Consider the following 19,240-nt stretch of genomic DNA (forward strand, 5'->3'; position numbering starts at 1 on the left):
TGCAGAACAAGAGACTTTAAATTCGTTCTACTTCGGTAATAGTTCGCTCAAGTTCAGTATATGAATCAATTACGTTTATTACTCCTTGAATTATCTGTTCCGCATGCTTCTGCTCATTGGAAATAGTAACAATTCCAAGTTTCGTTCGCTGCCAAAGATCATGATAATCCAATTCAGTAACTGCAACATTATAGTCATTTTTTAATTTTGCAATTAAACGCTTAATGACAGAACGTTTCTGCTTTAACGAATTCCCTTCATACATCATGCACTCAACTTCAGCATAAATGATCATGTACGCTCAATTTCCTCCATTACAAATGCTTCAATAATATCGCCTTCTTTAATATCATTAAAGTTTTTAATCGTTACACCACACTCATAATTCTGTGCCACTTCCTTCACGTCATCTTTAAAGCGTTTTAGGGCAGCTATTTCACCTTCAAATAATACTACTCCATTACGAATTAAGCGTACTCCAGCATCTCTTGTAATCTTACCATCAGTTACATAGCTTCCAGCAATGGTACCAATTTTAGATACCTTGAATGTTTCTCTTACTTCCGCTTGACCAATAACCTTTTCTTCAAACTCAGGATCAAGCAGCCCTTTCATTGCTGCCTCTACTTCTTCAATTGCTTTATAAATGACACGATGTAAACGAACATCTACTTTTTCTGACTCAGCAGCTTTTTTCGCATTCGCATCTGGACGAACATTAAAGCCAATTACGATAGCATTAGATGCTGCTGCTAGGATAATATCAGACTCAGTAATGGCACCAACACCGGTATGAATAATTTTAATATTTACTCCCTCTACTTCAATTTTTCGTAACGAAGAGGCAAGTGCTTCCGCAGAACCCTGTACATCTGCTTTAATAATAATGTTTATTTCCTTCATATCTCCTTGTTTGATTTGTTCAAACAAGTCATCTAGACTAACCTTCGTTTGTTCACCACGATTTTCTTGTATTTGCTTTTGCTGACGTGCTTCACCAATTTGACGAGCTTTTTTCTCATCTTTAAATACAAGAAATTGATCACCAGCTTGCGGAACATCATTCAAACCAGTTATTTCTACCGGTGTAGACGGTCCAGCATTGTTAACTCGCTTACCTAGATCGTTAACCATTGCACGTACTCGTCCATGTGTATTACCTACAACAATCGAATCACTAACATGCAATGTACCATTCTGGACTAATAATGTAGCAACAGAACCTCGTCCTTTATCAAGCTGTGCATCAATCACAGTACCAAATGCTGTTGTATGTGGATTTGCCTTTAGTTCTTCTACTTCTGATACGAGAACGATCATTTCGAGTAGTTCGTCAATACCTTCACCCTTTATAGCTGAAAGATTAACAAAGATCGTATCTCCGCCCCAATCTTCAGGAATTAATTCATATTCTGTGAGCTCCTGCATAACCCGATCTGGGTTTGCGCCTTCTTTATCCATCTTATTAACTGCTACTATAATTGGAACTTCTGCAGCTTTTGCATGGTTAATTGCTTCAACAGTCTGTGGCATAACTCCATCATCAGCAGCAACTACTAAGATGGCTACGTCCGTTACTTGAGCACCTCTTGAACGCATACTTGTGAAAGCGGCATGACCAGGAGTATCGAGAAATGTAATTTTCTTGCCATCGTTTTCAACCTGATACGCACCAATATGCTGTGTGATCCCACCTGCTTCCCCGGCAGTCACTTTCGTATGGCGGATAGAATCTAATAACGTCGTTTTCCCATGGTCCACATGCCCCATTATCGTTACAACAGCTGGTCTTTCAATTAAATCCTCTTGCTTATCTTCCTCAATATACTTATCGAAATCCGTATCCTCAAGGATAATTTCCTTTTCAACTTCTACATCGAATTCAGCGCAGATTAATTCAATAGTATCATCATCTAAATCTTGGTTTTTCGTTGCCATTACGCCAAGGAACATTAGCTTTTTAATAATTTCTGACGCTTCTTTATTTAATTTCTCGGCCAATTCACTTACCGTTAGCTTATTATGATAGGTAATGTGTTTAGGTGTCTCCTTTTTAACTGGTTGTGAATTCCCAACGGGCTTATTTCCTTTACCCTTTTTACCTTTTTTACCTTGAAATTTTTGCTGTTTATTTGGTTTGTTATTATTCTGATGGTTCTTTTTGTTTTGTTGTGGAGAATTATGATTGGATTTCCCTTTGTTCTCCTTCTTACCTTTATGTTCCGTTTTATCGCTACGTTGTTCCGCTGACTTGTCGGATTTCATTGAAGCCTGTGATTTATTATCTGACTTAAAATGATTATCTAGTTTCGCTATAACATCTGAAGAAATAGTAGACATATGGTTACTAACCTCTACATTAATCCCTTTCAAAAATGTCACTACATCCTTACTTGATGTATTATTTTGTTTTGCATATTCATATACACGCATTTTACTCATACGTTCACCCCCGAATTTATTACCCGAGTAACGATTTGAACTTCGCAGCAAACCCTGCATCTATAATTGCAATGGCTACTCTTTGGGCTTTGCCAATAGCTTTCGATATCGTATCTCTGTCGTCCACTATGACATATGGAATTTCATAGGTTTTACATTTATCCGTTAATTTTTTTCGTGTTTGCGGACCTATATCGTTCGCTAACAATACTAGTTTTGCCCGATTGGATCGAATTTCTTTAAGTATTGCATCTTCACCAAGTACACACTTACCTGCTCGATGAGCAAGACCTAACAAATTTAAATAATTACTTTTCATGATTCTTACCTGTTATCAGCGCTTTAAGTTCTTCAAATATGCTAGCATCGATGTCAGCATTTAAATGGCGACTAAGGACACTTGATTTTTCTGCCTTTGCAATAACATCCAAATCCTTTGATACATATGCGCCTCTTCCATTTTTTTTACCAGTGGGGTCTACAAACACTTCCCCTTCCTTATTACGCACAACTCGAATTAAATCTTTTTTTGGCATCATTTCATTTGTTACTACACATTTACGTGTAGGTATCTTTCTTTGTTTTGTCATTTAATGATCCCCCTTATTCAAACAAGCTTTCCTCATTGTCGGAATAAGTCTCATCCGCTTCATCCAATAAGCCTTCATCACGTGCTTCGGACTCACTTTTTATATCAATTTTCCATCCAGTGAGCTTAGCAGCAAGTCTCGCATTTTGACCACGCTTGCCAATAGCTAATGATAATTGATAGTCAGGAACAATGACAGTTGTCGCTTTTTCCTCTTCATTCACTAATACTTCAACAACTTTAGATGGGCTTAACGCATTTGAAACATATACTGTTGGATCTTCAGACCATTCTACTACATCAATTTTTTCTCCTTTTAATTCGTTTACAATTGCTTGCACACGCTGGCCTTTTTGTCCAACACATGAACCTACCGGATCAATTTCTGGATCTGGCGCGTAAACAGATATTTTAGAGCGGTCTCCTGCTTCCCTAGCAACGGACTTGATTTCGACAATGCCGTCATAGATTTCTGGAACTTCCATTTCAAATAATCGTTTTAATAACCCTGGATGTGATCTTGAAATATAGATTTGTGGGCCTTTGCTTGTATTTTCAACCTTTGTCACAAAAACCTTGATTCGGTCATGAATATAATATTCCTCCGTTGGCATTTGTTCAGCCTCAGCAAGTTTAGCTTCTATTTTTCCAAGGTTCACATAAACGAAGCGTGCGTCCTTTCGTTGAATAATTCCCGTCATTACATCTTCTTCACGGTCTGAATACTCTGAGAAAATCACACCTCGCTCTGCCTCGCGAACACGTTGTGTTACGACCTGTTTGGCGGCTTGGGCAGCAATCCTTCCGAAGTCTTTTGGTGTTACCTCTACCTCTACGACATCGTCAACCTGATAATTAGGATTAATTTTCTTTGCCTCTTCTAATGATAACTCTTGCTGTGTATCTTCTACTTCATCGACAACCGTTTTTCTAGAGAAAACGCCCATTTTCCCAGTTTCTTCATTTAGTTCCACACGTACGTTTGTAGCTGATTTAAAGTTTTTCTTATATGCAGAAATCAAAGCAGCTTCTAACGCTTCCAATAGAATGTCCTTATCAATACCTTTTTCTTTTGCTAAATAATCAATTGCATCAAACAATTGCGTGCTCACTTTTCTTTTCCCCCTTTAGAACGTTACAGCAAGTCTAGCCTTTGCTATTTTACTATACGGTATTTCTACTGTTAATTTGCGTGTTTTCACCTTATATTCTATCGTTAGCACATCATCTACAAAACGCTTGAGAACTCCTTCATATGACTTCTCGCCATCTACGGGCTCATATAGCTTTACATAAATATTGCTATTTATATGTTTCTCGAAGTCCTCTTTTGATTTTAATGGACGTTCTACTCCTGGAGATGATACTTCCAAAAAGTAAGCTTCCGATATTGGATCGGTTTCATCTAACTTTTCACTCAACTCTTCAGACACTTCTCCACATTCTGAAATATCTACTCCGCCATTTTTATCAATATAAACTCGAAGGAAACGATTTTTTCCTTCTTTCACATACTCAATATCGACAAGCTCTAAGTTCTTTTTCTCTAGAATAGGTAGAACTAGCTCTTCCGTTGTCTTAATTACTTGAGAACTCAATACATATCCTCCTTTATGCTGTTGTTTACTTACTAGTATGAACAAATCATTCCTATTTCATTTGAGTGAACTGCCTCCATCAATATAAAACCCCTGCCGTAAGGAGTGGCAAGGGAAGTCATTGAGCAAAGTAGAGGTATGAAGAAAGAGTGGGCTGTCACCCACTCTTTAAAAACGTTCGTATCATTACTTACCAAAATAAGTATATCATATGGATAAATACGACGCAAGTTTACGTGCATGTAGGAATAGTATATCCATTACAACCTCCAAATAAACTTAAAATGGAGAAGCTCAGCCAACAGAATTACACTAGAATAGTGATAATTGGTTTTTCTCAGCCATTCCTTCTAAACAGCCGTGATTATCCAAATACTCCAAAACTGTTTTTGAAATTTTGCTACGTTCTCTTAAATCTTCTTTTGACAAAAATTCTCCTTCTTCTCTAGCCTTTACAATATTTATTGCAGCATTAGTACCCAATCCATCCACAGCATTAAATGGAGGAATGAGCGCATCACCATCTACAATAAATTCAGAAGCACTCGATTTATATAAATCCACTTTTTTGAATGAAAAGCCTCTTTCGCACATTTCTAATGACAATTCGAGTACGGTTAGTAAATTCTTTTCTTTAGGCGAAGCATCATTTCCTTTTGCTGTGATCGTCTCCATACGATTACGTATCGCATTAGAGCCTTTGATCATTGTGTCCAATTCAAAGTCATCTGCACGCACCGTGAAGTAAGCGGCATAAAAGAAAATCGGATGATGAACTTTAAAATATGCGATTCGCACTGCCATTAACACATATGCAGCAGCATGTGCTTTAGGGAACATATATTTAATTTTTTTGCATGATTCAATATACCAGTCTGGTACATCATGTTTTTTCATTTCAGCAATCCAATCATCTTGAAGCCCCTTACCTTTACGAACAAATTCCATGATCTTAAACGCTAGCGAAGCATCAAGTCCTTTATGCATTAAATACACCATAATATCATCGCGGCAACCAATTACATCAGGTAACTTACAAATACCATCATTAATCAATTCTTGAGCATTTCCTAGCCATACATCTGTACCGTGAGACAGTCCCGATATAATTACCAATTCTGCAAACGTATTAGGCTTCGTATCTTCTAGCATTTGCCGAACAAACTTTGTTCCAAATTCTGGAACTCCTAATGTGCCCGTCTTACAATTAATTTGTTCTGCGTTAACCCCAAGTGCTTCTGGTCCTGAAAATATAGTCATCACATCAGGATCATCCGTTGGTATTGTTTTCGGATCAATTCCGCTAAGATCTTGAAGCATTCTAATTACTGTCGGATCATCGTGTCCGAGAATATCTAACTTTAATAAATTATCATGGATAGAGTGAAAGTCAAAATGTGTCGTTCGCCATTCACTATTCCGATCATCTGCTGGAAATTGAATTGGAGTGAAATCAAATATTTCTTTATCATCTGGCACAACAATGATACCACCTGGGTGTTGCCCAGTTGTACGCTTCACTCCTGTACATCCTTGCACTAATCGATCTACTTCCGCATTTTTATAAACAAGTTGTTTATCAGATGCAAAACCTTTCACATACCCATAAGCAGTTTTTTCTGCAATCGTACCAATTGTCCCAGCTCGATAAACATTATCTACTCCGAACAGCTCTTTTGTAAAATTGTGAGCACGGGGCTGATAATCACCTGAGAAGTTTAAATCAATATCTGGAACCTTATCTCCTTTAAATCCTAAGAACGTTTCAAATGGTATGTCTTGACCATCCTTCGTTAATGGCTTATCACAATTTGGACATGTTTTATCAGGTAAGTCAAAACCACTACCTACAGAACCATCCGTTATGAATTCATTATAATGGCAAGCTTCACATACATAATGTGGAGGTAAAGGATTGACTTCAGTTATTTCTGTCATTGTAGCCACAAAGGAAGAACCAACAGAACCACGTGATCCAACTAAATAACCATCATCTAACGATTTCTTAACCAGTTTATGAGAAATCAAATAGATAACTGCAAAACCGTGACCAATAATGCTTTCCAATTCCTTTTCCAAACGATTGGTTACAATCTCTGGAACTGGATCACCGTAAATTTTTTTCGCACGCGTGTAACACAAATCTCTCATTTCTTGATCAGCGCCTTCAATCGTTGGTGTGAATAATCCATCCTTTACTGGGGAAATGTCTTCTATCTCCTCAGCAATCATAGCCGAATTAGTAACTACAATTTCCTTCGCTTTCGCTTCTCCTAAAAAGTGAAAAGCTTTCAGCATCTCATTTGTTGTACGGAATGGTGTTTTAGGTAATGTTACTCGATTTAATGGATTTCCTGCTTGTGAAGCAACTAAAATTTGGCGATATACCTGATCATGATCATGAAGATAATGGACATTTCCAGTTGCAACTACTCGCTTTCCGATTCTGTCGCCTAACTTTACTAGTTTCTTTAAAATATCTAAGATCTGTGCTTCGTTTTGCACAAGGTCCTTCTCGATTAAATGGGTGTAATTAGCAGGTGGCTGCACTTCTATATAATCATAAAATTCCGCTACACTTTCCGCCTCTTCTTCGGACTTCTGCATGATTGTCTCAAATACTTCACCTTGATCACATGCTGAACCAATTAATATACCTTCCCGATACTTTTGTAATAAAGATCTAGGAATTCGAGGAACTCGATAGAAATAATCAATGTGTGCATGAGATACTAATTTATATATATTCTTTAAACCCTCTTGAGTCTTCGCAAGTAAAATACAGTGAAAAGGACGTGATCGTTGATATGCATTTCCTTCACCCATGTGATTATTTAATTGATTATGATTCGTAATTTCTTTTTTTAGTAATGCTTGCACTAACTTCCATAACAAATAACCTGTTGCCTCTGCATCATAAATAGCTCGGTGATGTTGAGTAAGCTCAATATCCAGATGTTTACATAACGTATTTAAACGATGATTTTTCAATTGTGGGAATAAAAATCTAGCAAGCTCTAATGTATCAATGACAGCATTATCTGCTTTGTTATAATTTATTTTCTTAAATCCTTGGTTTAAGAATCCCATATCAAAACTAGCATTGTGAGCTACTAATATATCGTTCCCCATCCAGCTATGAAAATCTTTTAATACATCTTCCACCTCAGGTGCATCTTGTACCATCTCATCCGTAATTCCTGTTAAATCTGTAGTTGTCTGAGACAAGGGATGATGTGGATTAGCAAAAGATTCAAATCGATCAACGATCTCACCTTGATGAATTTTCACAGCAGCTAATTCAATGATTGTATCATATACTGCCGAAAGACCCGTTGTTTCCACGTCGAATACAATGTATGTGCCTGTCTCTAAGTCAAGATTCTTTTCATTATAGGCAATTGGCACGCCATCATCTACTAAATTTGCTTCAACACCATATAACACTTTAATTCCATTCTTTTGGCCTGCTGCATACGCATCTGGAAAGCCTTGTACACCTGCATGATCTGTAATAGCAACTGCTTTATGACCCCATTTTGCAGCTTGTCCAATCAAATTTGCTGGCGATACGACTGCATCCATCTGGCTCATTGTTGTATGAGCATGTAATTCCACTCTTTTTTCTTCATCCGGCGCATCATCCATACGAGGTGCTACTTTCACTTCCTGAATATCATTAGCCATCATGGCCAATTCATTCGTATACATGTCCGTTTGTATACTCCCTCTCGCCTTAATCCACATCCCCTTTTTAGCTGCTTCAAATTTCTCTGCATCCTCATCGCCTTTGGAAAACATTTTGATTTGAAGAGAATCGGAATAGTCGGTGGCCTTGATTATCAGCAAGCTTCTACCAGAACGTAGCTTACGTATTTCGGATGAAAATATATAGCCCTGAACGGTTATTCGCCGTTCCTCTTCTTGGATTTCTTCCATTCTTATCGGTTCATCCTGAATTTTATATCCAAGCATAAGTGGCTTATTATCATTTTGTCCGTTGTTCTGATCCCGCTTTTCTTTTTCTTGTACGGTTTTTAGTACTAGCTGTTGATCCTCTAAAGCTTTTTGTTCCTTAAATTTCTGGAAATCAGCTTCTTCCGTCTTTACTTCCATTTGCATTGCATACAACGGTAGCCCAGTTTTTTGGCAATAACTTTTAAAGGTTGTTTCAAGTCGTTTTTTCAGTGCAGTAGCTTCAGCTTCATTCCTAGCTGTTAAAATGATGTTATTATTTTGAATTTGAGGAATTTGATTTTGCACCATTTCTTTATATGCTGGAGACAAATTTGTAAGTGACTGTATAAAGTGCTGCCAATATTTTACTGTCGTATCCGTATCACAAGATTTTTCATTCGTAACAATAGAAATGTCTACCTCTGCAATTTGTTGGAAGCTGTTACGCAGTTTACTTTCAAACACTTGGTATACTTCCCACGGTAGCACTTGTTCTGTATTAATATGAAAATGCCATGTTTTAGACTGTTTATACACTTCCAATTTATCTAAATAGCTATTCTCAAAATATGGGAGATGCTCCTGAGTAATATCCAATTGTTTTAAAAGTACATCCATCTTTTCTTTTTTAGAGATATTCATTTTCATCCTCCTACCCCTCACCCTTACTAGAAAGAATAACCTTCAGGAAGGGATCATTCATCTCATACATTAATTATAGTGAACCATCACTGTATTGACCAATCATTCATTTTTACATAGTGGAAACCCTTGCCAACACTTATTTGACAAGGGTTTTCTTGTTGTCTAGGAAATTATAAAATTAGCCTATGTGGGTAATTATGGGCGTGTTGAGCCGCGTCCAGCTAGGCGACTTCACGAATCGCAATACGATAAGGCGTCATCGGCTCGATTCCTTTATCCTAGCTGACTCGCTCCAGTCGCTACGGGAGCTTGGACTTTTGCTCAAAATTTTTGATTACCACGGTAGCCACTATAGAAATAATTCCTGAATATCATTCCATGTAACAATGATCATAAGAAGCATGAGCAAAGCAAAACCGACGAAATGAAACAATCCTTCCTTTTCTGGAGAGATTGGTTTCCCTCTCACAGCTTCTATTCCTACAAATAACAGTCTCCCTCCATCTAAAGCTGGAAGTGGAACTAGATTGACGATTCCTAAGTTAATACTTAGCATGGCCGTCCACATTAAAAAGTTCATAAATCCAGTTTGAACAATTTGATCTGTTGCATCATATATACCAACAGGTCCTGATAATGTTTCAATTGGTAATTGTCCAGTAATTAGCATGGCTAAGTTAGTTACTATTAATTTTGTTGTTTCAAATGTTTGCGTAAAACCATATGTTATTGTGCCGAGAACCGATTTCTCGAACCCTTGGTATACTCCGATCTGTCCATATGAACCTTGACCTTCTTGTCCAGGCACCTCTGCTGGAACAATCGTTAATGGAACTTCTTCCCCATTACGAAGTACAACAATATCTAGTTCTTCCCCAGGGTTCTTTCTTACAATGGAAGTAAATTCCTTCCACGTTGAAACCGATTGATCTTCTATCTTGATAACCTCATCATCGCTCTTCATACCTGCTTCTTGAGCAGGGCTATCTGGTTGTATTTGCCCCATTTTTGCCTCTTCAACTGGAACTCCTTGAATAAGTCCAAGTATTAAAAAGATAACAATTGCAAGAACAAAATTCATCATAGGACCAGCAAAAAGCTGCATAGCACGTTGACCTATCGTTTTGGAGGCAAATTGACGATCATACGGAGCGATTTGCGTTTCTCTTTCATCCATTACAAAAAATGCCTTCGGATCGACTTCGAAGCTAAGTTTTTCGTCTTGCTCATCAACCTCATAGCCTTCAATTCGTAATTTGTGATCTAAGTCCGCATGTTCTACTTCAATAATACGAGCATTTGGGTGCTTCGATTTATGATTTACAATAATCTTATTTACTTTTCCTGCATCGTTAAATTCAAGACCAACATGGTGGCCTGGTTTCAATTCGATAATTTCTGGATCCTCTCCAGCAACTCGGACATATCCACCGATTGGAAGGAGCCGTATTGTATATACAGTTTCATTTCTAGTAAAAGCAAATATTTTCGGACCAAAGCCGATCGCGAATTCTCTAGCGAGCATACCTGCGCGTTTTGCAAAAATTAAATGGCCCCATTCATGGATAAACACGAGTAAGCCAAACATGAATATAAAAGCGATAACTGTGTTCAAAGAAAGCACCTTCCTTTAGGGGATAAATTAATAACCTTTTATCTGTGAATTCTTACCTATACTAGTATATTATAGACATCCTACAAATATTTATTGCCTGCATTGTTTAGTTAAAAAAACCAACCAAATGTAATATAGGCATTACAAACAATAAACTATCAAACCGGTCTAATATACCTCCATGTCCTGGTAATACATTTCCTGAATCTTTTACTTCATAGTGACGTTTAAATGCGGACTCGACTAAGTCACCAATTTGACCAAAAATAGATGCCAATAGAGATACACTACTAATTGCTAGAAATGAATCTTCTATTGGATGAATAGCCTGAAAGATCACGCCAACAACAATTGCTAAAAAAACGCCTCCTAGCGCACCCTCAACCGTCTTATTCGGACTGATTTTTGGCCAAAGCTTCCGTTTACCGAATGCTCGTCCAAAAAAATATGCACCTGTATCTGTTGCCCAAATAATAAGAAATACGTAAAGTATCGTTGCTAATGCGTCGGTGCTTTCAGGTCCAACTCGCGCTTCAATTAAATAATAAAATCCCATTCCTACATAAATAGCTGATAAAAGCACTACTCCAGCATGATCAAAAGTAAACTTGTTCTTAACGAGTACCGTATACGATAATAAGAGTAGTACCATTAGCATAATGACTTCTGACTTTGTAAACCAAGCTAAAGGAGTTAAATCTGTATTACTCTCTTGCATCAAAATTAACCACACTAATCCAATTCCTAAGATGGATGGAATGGAATACTTGGAAATTTTACCCATTCTTATCAATTCAACAAAGCCAATTGTGGCCATTGCATAAACCAAAAGTTGAAAAGGCATCCCTCCGATAATGACAAAGGGCACAAATATAATTAGTGCAATAATGGCTGTAATAATTCTTTGTTTCATCGCAATTCCTCACCTTAAATTCCGCCATAGCGTCGTTGACGTTGCTGATACTCTTGAATAGCTTCTTGAAATACTTCTTCCGAAAAATCTGGCCAAAGGACATCGGTAAACCAGAATTCGGTATAGGCTAACTGCCATAAAAGAAAGTTACTTAGTCGTTGTTCGCCACTTGTACGAATTAATAAATCCGGATCACTTAATCCCTGCGTATATAGATATTTAGAGAAGATTTGTTCATCCAATGAATCAATGCTTAGTTTGGAACCATCAATATCTGTCATAATCTGTTTTATCGCTTGCATTATTTCATCTCTACTTCCATAGTTTAAAGCAAAATTAAGCAATAATCCATCATTACCCTTTGTTTTATCAATAGCGTATTGAACAGCTTTTTTCGTATGCGTAGGCAAAGATTCAAAATCTCCAATTGTTTGAATTCGAACATTTTTCTCCATTAACTCTGGTAAATGAATATGTAGGAATTCTTTCGGCAACTTCATCAAATATTCTATTTCAGGCTTAGGTCTTTTCCAATTTTCAGTTGAAAAAGCATAAAGGGTTAGTACTTTTATGTTCGACTTATAAGCAGCTCGCACTACTTTTACTACTGAATTAACCCCTTCCTTATGACCTGCAATTCTTGGTAGGGCACGTTTCTTAGCCCATCTTCCATTTCCATCCATTATTATGGCTACATGATTGGGGATGTTCTCGGTCTCCATCTCCATTTGTTTATCGTTCGATGTCTTTTGTTTATTTTTTATAAAAGGAAGTCTAATTGACATTTTTTGTCCTCCGAATGCTGTTGATTATCCATATCATGATTCTACAACTATCATCTATATGTAAACCGCATTGATTATATGCCAGTCCATTCTGGATAAATCATCATTATATCACCAAATCATTTTATATTATAACGATTTTGGCGTAAGAATACAAAAGCCCCCTTAAACAAGAAGAGGGCTTATACATCTTATTTTACACGGAATTAGACTAAACTTCCATAATTTCTTTTTCTTTATCTTTAGCAAGTTGATCTATTTTTGCAATATGATTATCGGTTACCTTTTGAACTTCATCTTGGGCACCTCGTAATTCATCCTCAGGCAGACTATCGTCTTTTTTCAATTGATCATTGGCTTCACGACGAATATTTCTTACTTGCACACGAGATTCCTCCGCGTATTTTCCAACTACTTTCACTAAATCTTTTCTGCGTTCCTCAGTTAGTGTTGGGATATTAATGCGAATCACATTCCCATCACTAGAAGGTGATAATCCTAAATCGGCTTTTTGAATTGCTTTTTCTACATCGGAGATGGCGGATTTATCATACGGTGTAATAACCAATAAACGTGCCTCAGGTGCCGTTACGGAAGCTAACTGATTTAACGGTGTAGATGTACCATAATAATCAACATATACACTATCTAACAAATTAGGGTTTGCTCTACCTGCTCGAACAGTTGCTAAATTTTTCGAGAATGCTTGAACTGCTTGCTCCATTTTTTCTTTCATTTGTTTCATAATACCTTCAGACATCTTTATTTCCCCCTTATCGTAGTTCCAATATTATCTCCTTGGACTACTCGTTTAATATTTCCTTCTTCCATAATAGAAAAAACAACTAATGGAATATCATTATCCATACATAATGTGGAAGCAGTAGAATCCATAACTCCTAGTCCTTCATTCAGCATTTCCATATAAGATAGATTTTCATATTTTTGCGCATCTTTATTAACCTTTGGATCATCTGTATATACGCCATCTACATTATTCTTAGCCATAAGGATTACTTCAGCTTCGATTTCAGCTGCGCGTAAAGCAGCAGTAGTATCAGTTGAAAAGAAAGGATTTCCTGTACCGGCAGCAAAAATGACAACACGTTTTTTCTCCAAATGACGAATTGCTTTTCTCCTTATGTATGGCTCAGCCACTTGTCGCATTTCGATTGATGTCTGTACTCTAGTAGGTATACCCATATTTTCCAGTCCATCTTGAAGTGCTAGAGAATTCATAATTGTTGCTAACATTCCCATATAGTCAGCAGTAGCACGATCCATACCCATTTCACTACCAACCTTGCCTCGCCAGATATTTCCACCACCTACGACGATTGCGATCTCAACATCTAATTCGGCAACTTCTTTCACTTGATTAGCGATAGACTGAATAATTTTAGGTTCAATGCCATATCCTTGTTCGCCACTTAAAGCTTCTCCACTTAATTTAAGTACGATTCTACGGTAACGAGCTGTTGTCATAATAACCTCCATAGAAATTTGATATTGTTTTGTAGTTTTGTTCACTTGGGGATAGATGGAGAAATAGGGAACAACTATTGTGCTCCCTATTGACCTACCATTTATTTTTTAATTTGGCTCATTACTTCATCAGCGAAGTTTTCATCACGTTTTTCCATACCTTCGCCAACTTCATATCGTACAAATGTTTGTACAGATGCGCCCTTATCCGTTACATATTTTTTCACTTTTTGATCTGGATCTTTAACGAAGCTTTGTTCTAATAAACAAATTTCTTCAAAGAATTTACCAAGGCGTCCTTCAACCATTTTTTCGACAATATGTTCTGGCTTACCTTCATTTAAAGCTTGAGCTTTTAATACTTCACGCTCATGGTTTACCTCTTCATTAGATACAGCATCACGTGATACATAACGAGGGTTTACTGCTGCTACATGCATCGCAACATCTTTCGCTACTTGCTCGTCTGTTGTACCTTCTAGTAGCGTTAATACACCGATGCGGCCACCCATATGCAAATACTCACCAAATGCGTCGTTGTCTGTTTTTGACAAGATTGTAAAACGGCGTAGCGATAATTTCTCACCAATTTTTGCAACAGCAGAATTAATGTAATTCTCTACAGTGTCTCCACTACCATCCATTTCTTGTTGTAACGCTTCTTCCAGCGTTGCAGGGTTACGATTAAGTAAATGTTTTGCTAAATCAGAAAGTAATTGTTTAAACTGATCATTCTTGGTTACGAAATCTGTTTCACAGTTAACTTCTAAAAGAACTGCTTTATTACCGTCTATTTCAATGTACGTTGAACCCTCCGCAGCAATTCGGTCAGCCTTCTTCGCTGCTTTTGAAATTCCTTTTTCACGAAGATAATCAATTGCTTTCTCAATATCTCCGTCCGTTTCTTGTAGCGCTTTTTTACAATCCATCATACCTGCGCCAGTTTTTTCACGTAATTCTTTTACCATTTTTGCAGTAATAGCCATAAAAATCCTCCTTTGGATAATCAATGTAGTATCTCGTTCTTTAAAAAAGGTGATAAAAGGCTCTTATCCTCTTATCACCCTCACCTTTCAATTGATTACTCTTGTTCTGTTTCAGAATCGGTTGCTTCCTGTTGCTCTTCTTGCACTTCTTCTGTTTCTTCCCCTTGTTTCACCTCTAAAATAGCATCTGCCATTTTTGAAGTCAAAAGTTTCACCGCACGAATAGCATCATCGTTTGCAGGAATTACATAATCAATTTCATCAGGGTCACAGTTTGTATCCACAATTCCGATAATCGGAATATTTAATTTATGCGCTTCTGCAATCGCAATTCGTTCTTTACGTGGATCAATGACAAACAATGCATCAGGTAGTTTATTCATTTCTTTAATTCCACCAAGGAATTTAACTAGGCGATCTTTTTCTTTTAATAAGTTAACAACTTCTTTTTTAGGTAACACTTCAAATGTGCCATCTTCTTCCATACGTTCGATATCTTTCAAACGATTGATACGTTTACGAATTGTTTGGAAGTTAGTAAGTGTACCACCTAACCAACGTTGGTTTACATAGTACATACCAGAACGAGTTGCCTCATCACGCACAGAGTCTTGTGCTTGTTTTTTTGTACCTACGAAAAGGATTGTACCACCATCAGCTACAACATCCTTTACATAATTGTACGCTTCATCAACCTTCTTCACTGTTTTTTGAAGATCAATGATATAAATTCCGTTACGCTCTGTAAAGATGTATTTTTTCATCTTTGGATTCCAGCGACGGGTCTGATGTCCAAAATGTACACCAGCTTCAAGTAATTGCTTCATTGAAATTGCTGACATTAAAAATTCCTCCTAAATGGTTTTTTTCCTCCGTTTAGATCATTTTTGCAAACAGACCATTTACATGGCACCACATTTACAAATCACTAAACGTGTGTATTTATTACTTGCTCAACCTACGAAGAACATAGTATTCACACCAAAAAATAATATATCATAAGCATGAAGACTTATCAAGTCAAACATATGAATTTTTTCGTATTTATGTGCATAAAATTAATACTATGCATGCTTACCAGCCATTTTGATAATCAATTCAGCCTCCGTCTTTCCACAATTTAATTGCCGAGCAATTTCTGTAATAGACAACCCTTTGCTATACAGATGTAATATCCTTGCTTGTAAAGAGGCTTCTACTTGATCATCCTCGTGAACCTCTGGCTCGTATTCGGAATGAGCTTGCTGTATTTCTCCAGCCCTTTTAGAATCCTGTGTGGCAGAAGCCTCAGATACCTCTTTGGACTTTCTATCTCTATGTGTAGTTAACTGATTTATCAATCTGTCATTTTCCTCTTTCAATTCTTCTAGATAGTTGTCGAGGAGAGAATTTATTTCTTCAGAACTTATTTGGTTTGGCTGATTTGGCTGCCTTACCTGTTTTAATAATTGATAAATAGCAGCAAAGGCAATAATATGTAACAAAAAGCTGATAATTAATAAAAACGATGTCATCGAATCCCTCTTTTATCCATTAAAATCTACACGTTTTCCTAAATAAGGATGACGCCATTCTTTTCGTTCTCGCTCTTTTTCTTCATCTTTTGCTTGAATAGAAGCGTTCAATCTTTTTTGATCTTGTTGCTGTTTCCATTTTAATTGCTGAAGATCCTTTGACCCCATTACTCGTTTCCGTTTTAGCTCTTCTTGTTGTAGCTGTGTTTGGGCAAGTGATGTTTGGAAATTCTCATTTTGTTTTAGCATTTGCTCTTGCATTTTACCTGCATCCTGAGAACGAGGAATAGCAACTTGTAATTCTATCGATTTCCACCCCATAAAATCTACACCCCTTACGGCTATTCGAATAATGGATAAATAACAATCTCATTATCTACTAAATGCATTTTCACAAAATGTTGATTGTCTTTGATAATTCGTCGATATTTTCCAAATGCAACGATTACATTCGAAAAAATATAATTTCTTACAATTAATTCTGCATAATGTTCACTACCTATACTGGAGTTGAGTTTATCAAGTTGCAATGTTACTTCTTCAAGTTGTTCATTCGTTTTGTTCCATGAATTCTTTTGACGAAGTAGGGTGATGCGGAGCTTTGGATTTTGCTCAATATCTCTTTGCTTTATTTTTTCGCCTAATATTCTTAATTTCGACAGCGTATCTTCTAATTCCTTTTTTTTCTCTTGTAACTGCCTTTCCTTCGTTTCAATGGATTTATCTACACCGAATATAATCTCTGTTTCCGTGCTAAGACGATTACCAATGTCCTTTGCTTCTATCGATTTACCTGCAGAAAGGGCACCTCCTATAATGTTCCCTTTTTGACAGAAAACATGACCCTTGACCGTACAGTTACTATGTAGAATGGAGTTTTCTACATATAAATCTTGTCCAGCAACAGCGATGCCTTGATTAATATAGCCAATTTTAATGGATTCGTCCGCTTTTATAGTTCCTTTTGCTTGGCCAGCCAAGCCCTCTGATACATAAACAGAACCTCCAGCAATCACCGTAGCCGCCTCAACCATACCAAATATTTTAACATCACCTTTTGCCTTGACTGTATATCCAGTGGGAACATCTCCATGAATAATAATGGTTCCTACAAAATCAAGATTTCCATTTTTCATGGATAATGTTTCTTCTACTTCAAATACAGGCTGAATTTGGATCCACTTGTCGACCTTACTTAATTGCCCCTCAGATGCAGCATAAAAGGATTGATCTTCCTCCCGATATACAACATTTTTCCCGGCCTTTACAACCGCTGGTCTTCCAGGTCGAGCGGCAATTTTTGTACCATCAATCGTATACCCACATTCACCTTCGGATGGGTCATACAGCTCTGCAATTTTTTCCCCTTTTCTCACAGTAGGAATCCGCATAACATCCCTGAAATTCCAATTACAATCACGAACGATATCTGTTGTAAAATCAGAGATATATTGCAAAACCCCATCTTTACCATGTTTCACTTGCTTCCCTTTTGCAACCGTTATTGGAAAGGTTATTTCCGACAAATTACTAGAAAGTTGAGATATTGATTCCTCCATGACTCCATATAAAATTCGATGATCTCGTAAGAATTGACGAATTTCCTCATCCGAAATACTACTAATTTCTCTCTCTATTTGTTCTTTCGTATCTAACTGTGCGACCATCTTATCCTTAGAAATAGTTACTTGAAAGATATCATCTAATTGACCCACTTGTATTTCCTCCTTTTACTTCCACATCATCCCGTTATATGGATTTTAAAAAGTGAGGAGAAAAGATATATCGAATGATTGCTAATGTTGTATTCCATTCATTATGCATTTTGCTTACATCAATTGTAATAGCAGTTATCAAAGCAATTGATATTCTTTTACATACCCGACTCTTCAAATCTTCACTTTGTATAAACACCCTTTATGAAAAGGATTGTATTTTTTTTAAGGTAGATCGAAGTTTGACTATCGATTTTTTGTGTATTTGTGATATTCGTGAAGTAGTTAAGCCTAGTACTTGTCCAATTTCTGTTAATGTTAGCTCCTCGTGATAAAACAAACTAATTACCATTTGTTCATTTTCATTTAAAGCCTTTATTCCTTCTTTAAGTTCATCTTTTAATTCATTGTTTATCATATGATCTTCTGGTGCGACTGTTTTATCATCAGGGATAGAGTAGCCAATCCCCTCTTTTAACTTCATCTTCTGGTCACTTGGCTTATCTTCAATAGACAATATATTAGCAAAAAGTGAGTCACGCATTGCACTCTCCACCTCTTTCACTGTCATGCCGATGTTGTCTGCTATTTCTTCGGTAGTTGGCTTTCTTTGGTTTTTTTGCTCTATTTGGTTTGACACCTGCTCAATTTTCTTCGTTTTATCTCGTAAAGAGCGGGGCAACCAATCTTCCCTTCGTAATCCATCCATTATCGCACCTTTAATCCGAAATGATGCATAGGTATCGAATTTTAGATCTCTGCTCGGATCGAATTTCTTTAGTGCATCATATAGTCCCATTAAGCCAAAGCTCTTAACATCCCCTCTATTGACATTGCTCGGCAAGTTACTTGCAATTCTCTCCACATGAAAACTTACAAGATACATATATTTATCAATAAGTTGATTTGCTGCATCCATGTTATTATAAACTAACCAGTCATCCCACAGCTTCTCTTCATGAGGAGATTCATTCACTATCATTATATACACCCCTT

18 protein-coding genes are annotated in these 19,240 nt (G+C 37.0%); all 18 read right to left on the bottom strand.

The features are described from left to right. Nucleotides 1–16 precede the first annotated feature (16 nt). On the bottom strand, nucleotides 17–295 hold the full coding sequence (locus Q1A47_RS00170; protein WP_026680934.1) for a DUF503 domain-containing protein: 279 nt from the start codon (nucleotides 293–295) through the stop codon (nucleotides 17–19). After that, complete coding sequence (gene infB, locus Q1A47_RS00175) at nucleotides 292–2,442, bottom strand: translation initiation factor IF-2 (RefSeq protein WP_026680933.1); 2,151 nt, start codon at nucleotides 2,440–2,442, stop codon at nucleotides 292–294. Before infB ends, Q1A47_RS00170 begins: the two co-directional genes overlap by 4 nt. 19 nt (nucleotides 2,443–2,461) lie before the next feature. After that, nucleotides 2,462–2,761 (bottom strand): YlxQ family RNA-binding protein, encoded by a 300-nt coding sequence (locus Q1A47_RS00180; RefSeq protein ID WP_026680932.1) that lies wholly within the window; start codon nucleotides 2,759–2,761, stop codon nucleotides 2,462–2,464. Further along, nucleotides 2,751–3,032, bottom strand: a complete 282-nt coding sequence (locus Q1A47_RS00185; protein ID WP_026680931.1) for an RNase P modulator RnpM — start codon at nucleotides 3,030–3,032, stop codon at nucleotides 2,751–2,753. Before Q1A47_RS00185 ends, Q1A47_RS00180 begins: the two co-directional genes overlap by 11 nt. Before the next feature lie 13 nt (nucleotides 3,033–3,045). Further along, a complete protein-coding gene (gene nusA / locus Q1A47_RS00190; protein ID WP_026680930.1) occupies nucleotides 3,046–4,143 on the bottom strand; it encodes a transcription termination factor NusA in 1,098 nt (365 codons plus the stop codon). A 15-nt stretch (nucleotides 4,144–4,158) separates the two neighbouring features. Next, nucleotides 4,159–4,629 carry a ribosome maturation factor RimP gene (gene rimP, locus Q1A47_RS00195; RefSeq protein WP_026680929.1) on the bottom strand — a complete coding sequence of 157 codons (471 nt, stop codon included), beginning with the start codon at nucleotides 4,627–4,629 and terminating at the stop codon, nucleotides 4,159–4,161. Nucleotides 4,630–4,941: 312 nt separating this feature from the next. Then, nucleotides 4,942–9,228 (bottom strand): PolC-type DNA polymerase III, encoded by a 4,287-nt coding sequence (locus Q1A47_RS00200; protein WP_166529879.1) that lies wholly within the window; start codon nucleotides 9,226–9,228, stop codon nucleotides 4,942–4,944. 352 nt (nucleotides 9,229–9,580) lie between these two features. Further along, nucleotides 9,581–10,846: an RIP metalloprotease RseP gene (gene rseP / locus Q1A47_RS00205; protein WP_026680928.1), complete on the bottom strand. Its 1,266-nt coding sequence runs from the start codon at nucleotides 10,844–10,846 to the stop codon at nucleotides 9,581–9,583. Nucleotides 10,847–10,952: 106 nt separating this feature from the next. Next, nucleotides 10,953–11,759: a phosphatidate cytidylyltransferase gene (locus Q1A47_RS00210; RefSeq protein WP_166529880.1), complete on the bottom strand. Its 807-nt coding sequence runs from the start codon at nucleotides 11,757–11,759 to the stop codon at nucleotides 10,953–10,955. A 14-nt stretch (nucleotides 11,760–11,773) separates the two neighbouring features. Next, a complete protein-coding gene (locus Q1A47_RS00215) occupies nucleotides 11,774–12,544 on the bottom strand; it encodes an isoprenyl transferase (protein WP_026680926.1) in 771 nt (256 codons plus the stop codon). Between the two features lie 211 nt (nucleotides 12,545–12,755). Next, nucleotides 12,756–13,304 (bottom strand): ribosome recycling factor, encoded by a 549-nt coding sequence (gene frr, locus Q1A47_RS00220; RefSeq protein WP_026680925.1) that lies wholly within the window; start codon nucleotides 13,302–13,304, stop codon nucleotides 12,756–12,758. A gap of 2 nt (nucleotides 13,305–13,306) precedes the next feature. Beyond that, nucleotides 13,307–14,029, bottom strand: coding sequence for a UMP kinase (pyrH, locus tag Q1A47_RS00225; protein ID WP_026680924.1), 723 nt, complete (start codon nucleotides 14,027–14,029; stop codon nucleotides 13,307–13,309). A gap of 101 nt (nucleotides 14,030–14,130) precedes the next feature. Continuing rightward, nucleotides 14,131–15,015, bottom strand: coding sequence for a translation elongation factor Ts (gene tsf, locus Q1A47_RS00230; RefSeq protein WP_026680923.1), 885 nt, complete (start codon nucleotides 15,013–15,015; stop codon nucleotides 14,131–14,133). A gap of 95 nt (nucleotides 15,016–15,110) precedes the next feature. Next, entirely contained in the window at nucleotides 15,111–15,857 is a 747-nt protein-coding gene (gene rpsB / locus Q1A47_RS00235; protein WP_026680922.1) for a 30S ribosomal protein S2, read from the bottom strand. Nucleotides 15,858–16,079: 222 nt separating this feature from the next. Then, a complete protein-coding gene (locus Q1A47_RS00240; protein WP_026680921.1) occupies nucleotides 16,080–16,529 on the bottom strand; it encodes a DUF6115 domain-containing protein in 450 nt (149 codons plus the stop codon). 12 nt (nucleotides 16,530–16,541) lie between these two features. Further along, nucleotides 16,542–16,850, bottom strand: coding sequence for a hypothetical protein (locus Q1A47_RS00245; protein ID WP_026680920.1), 309 nt, complete (start codon nucleotides 16,848–16,850; stop codon nucleotides 16,542–16,544). Nucleotides 16,851–16,870: 20 nt separating this feature from the next. Next, nucleotides 16,871–18,244 (bottom strand): DUF342 domain-containing protein, encoded by a 1,374-nt coding sequence (locus tag Q1A47_RS00250; RefSeq protein ID WP_034678898.1) that lies wholly within the window; start codon nucleotides 18,242–18,244, stop codon nucleotides 16,871–16,873. A gap of 202 nt (nucleotides 18,245–18,446) precedes the next feature. After that, on the bottom strand, nucleotides 18,447–19,226 hold the full coding sequence (locus Q1A47_RS00255) for a FliA/WhiG family RNA polymerase sigma factor (RefSeq protein WP_026680918.1): 780 nt from the start codon (nucleotides 19,224–19,226) through the stop codon (nucleotides 18,447–18,449). Nucleotides 19,227–19,240: the final 14 nt, after the last annotated feature.

Origin of the sequence: uncultured Virgibacillus sp., from assembly GCF_947495635.1 — a bacterium.
Taxonomy (GTDB): Bacteria; Bacillota; Bacilli; order Bacillales; family Amphibacillaceae; genus Virgibacillus; species Virgibacillus salarius.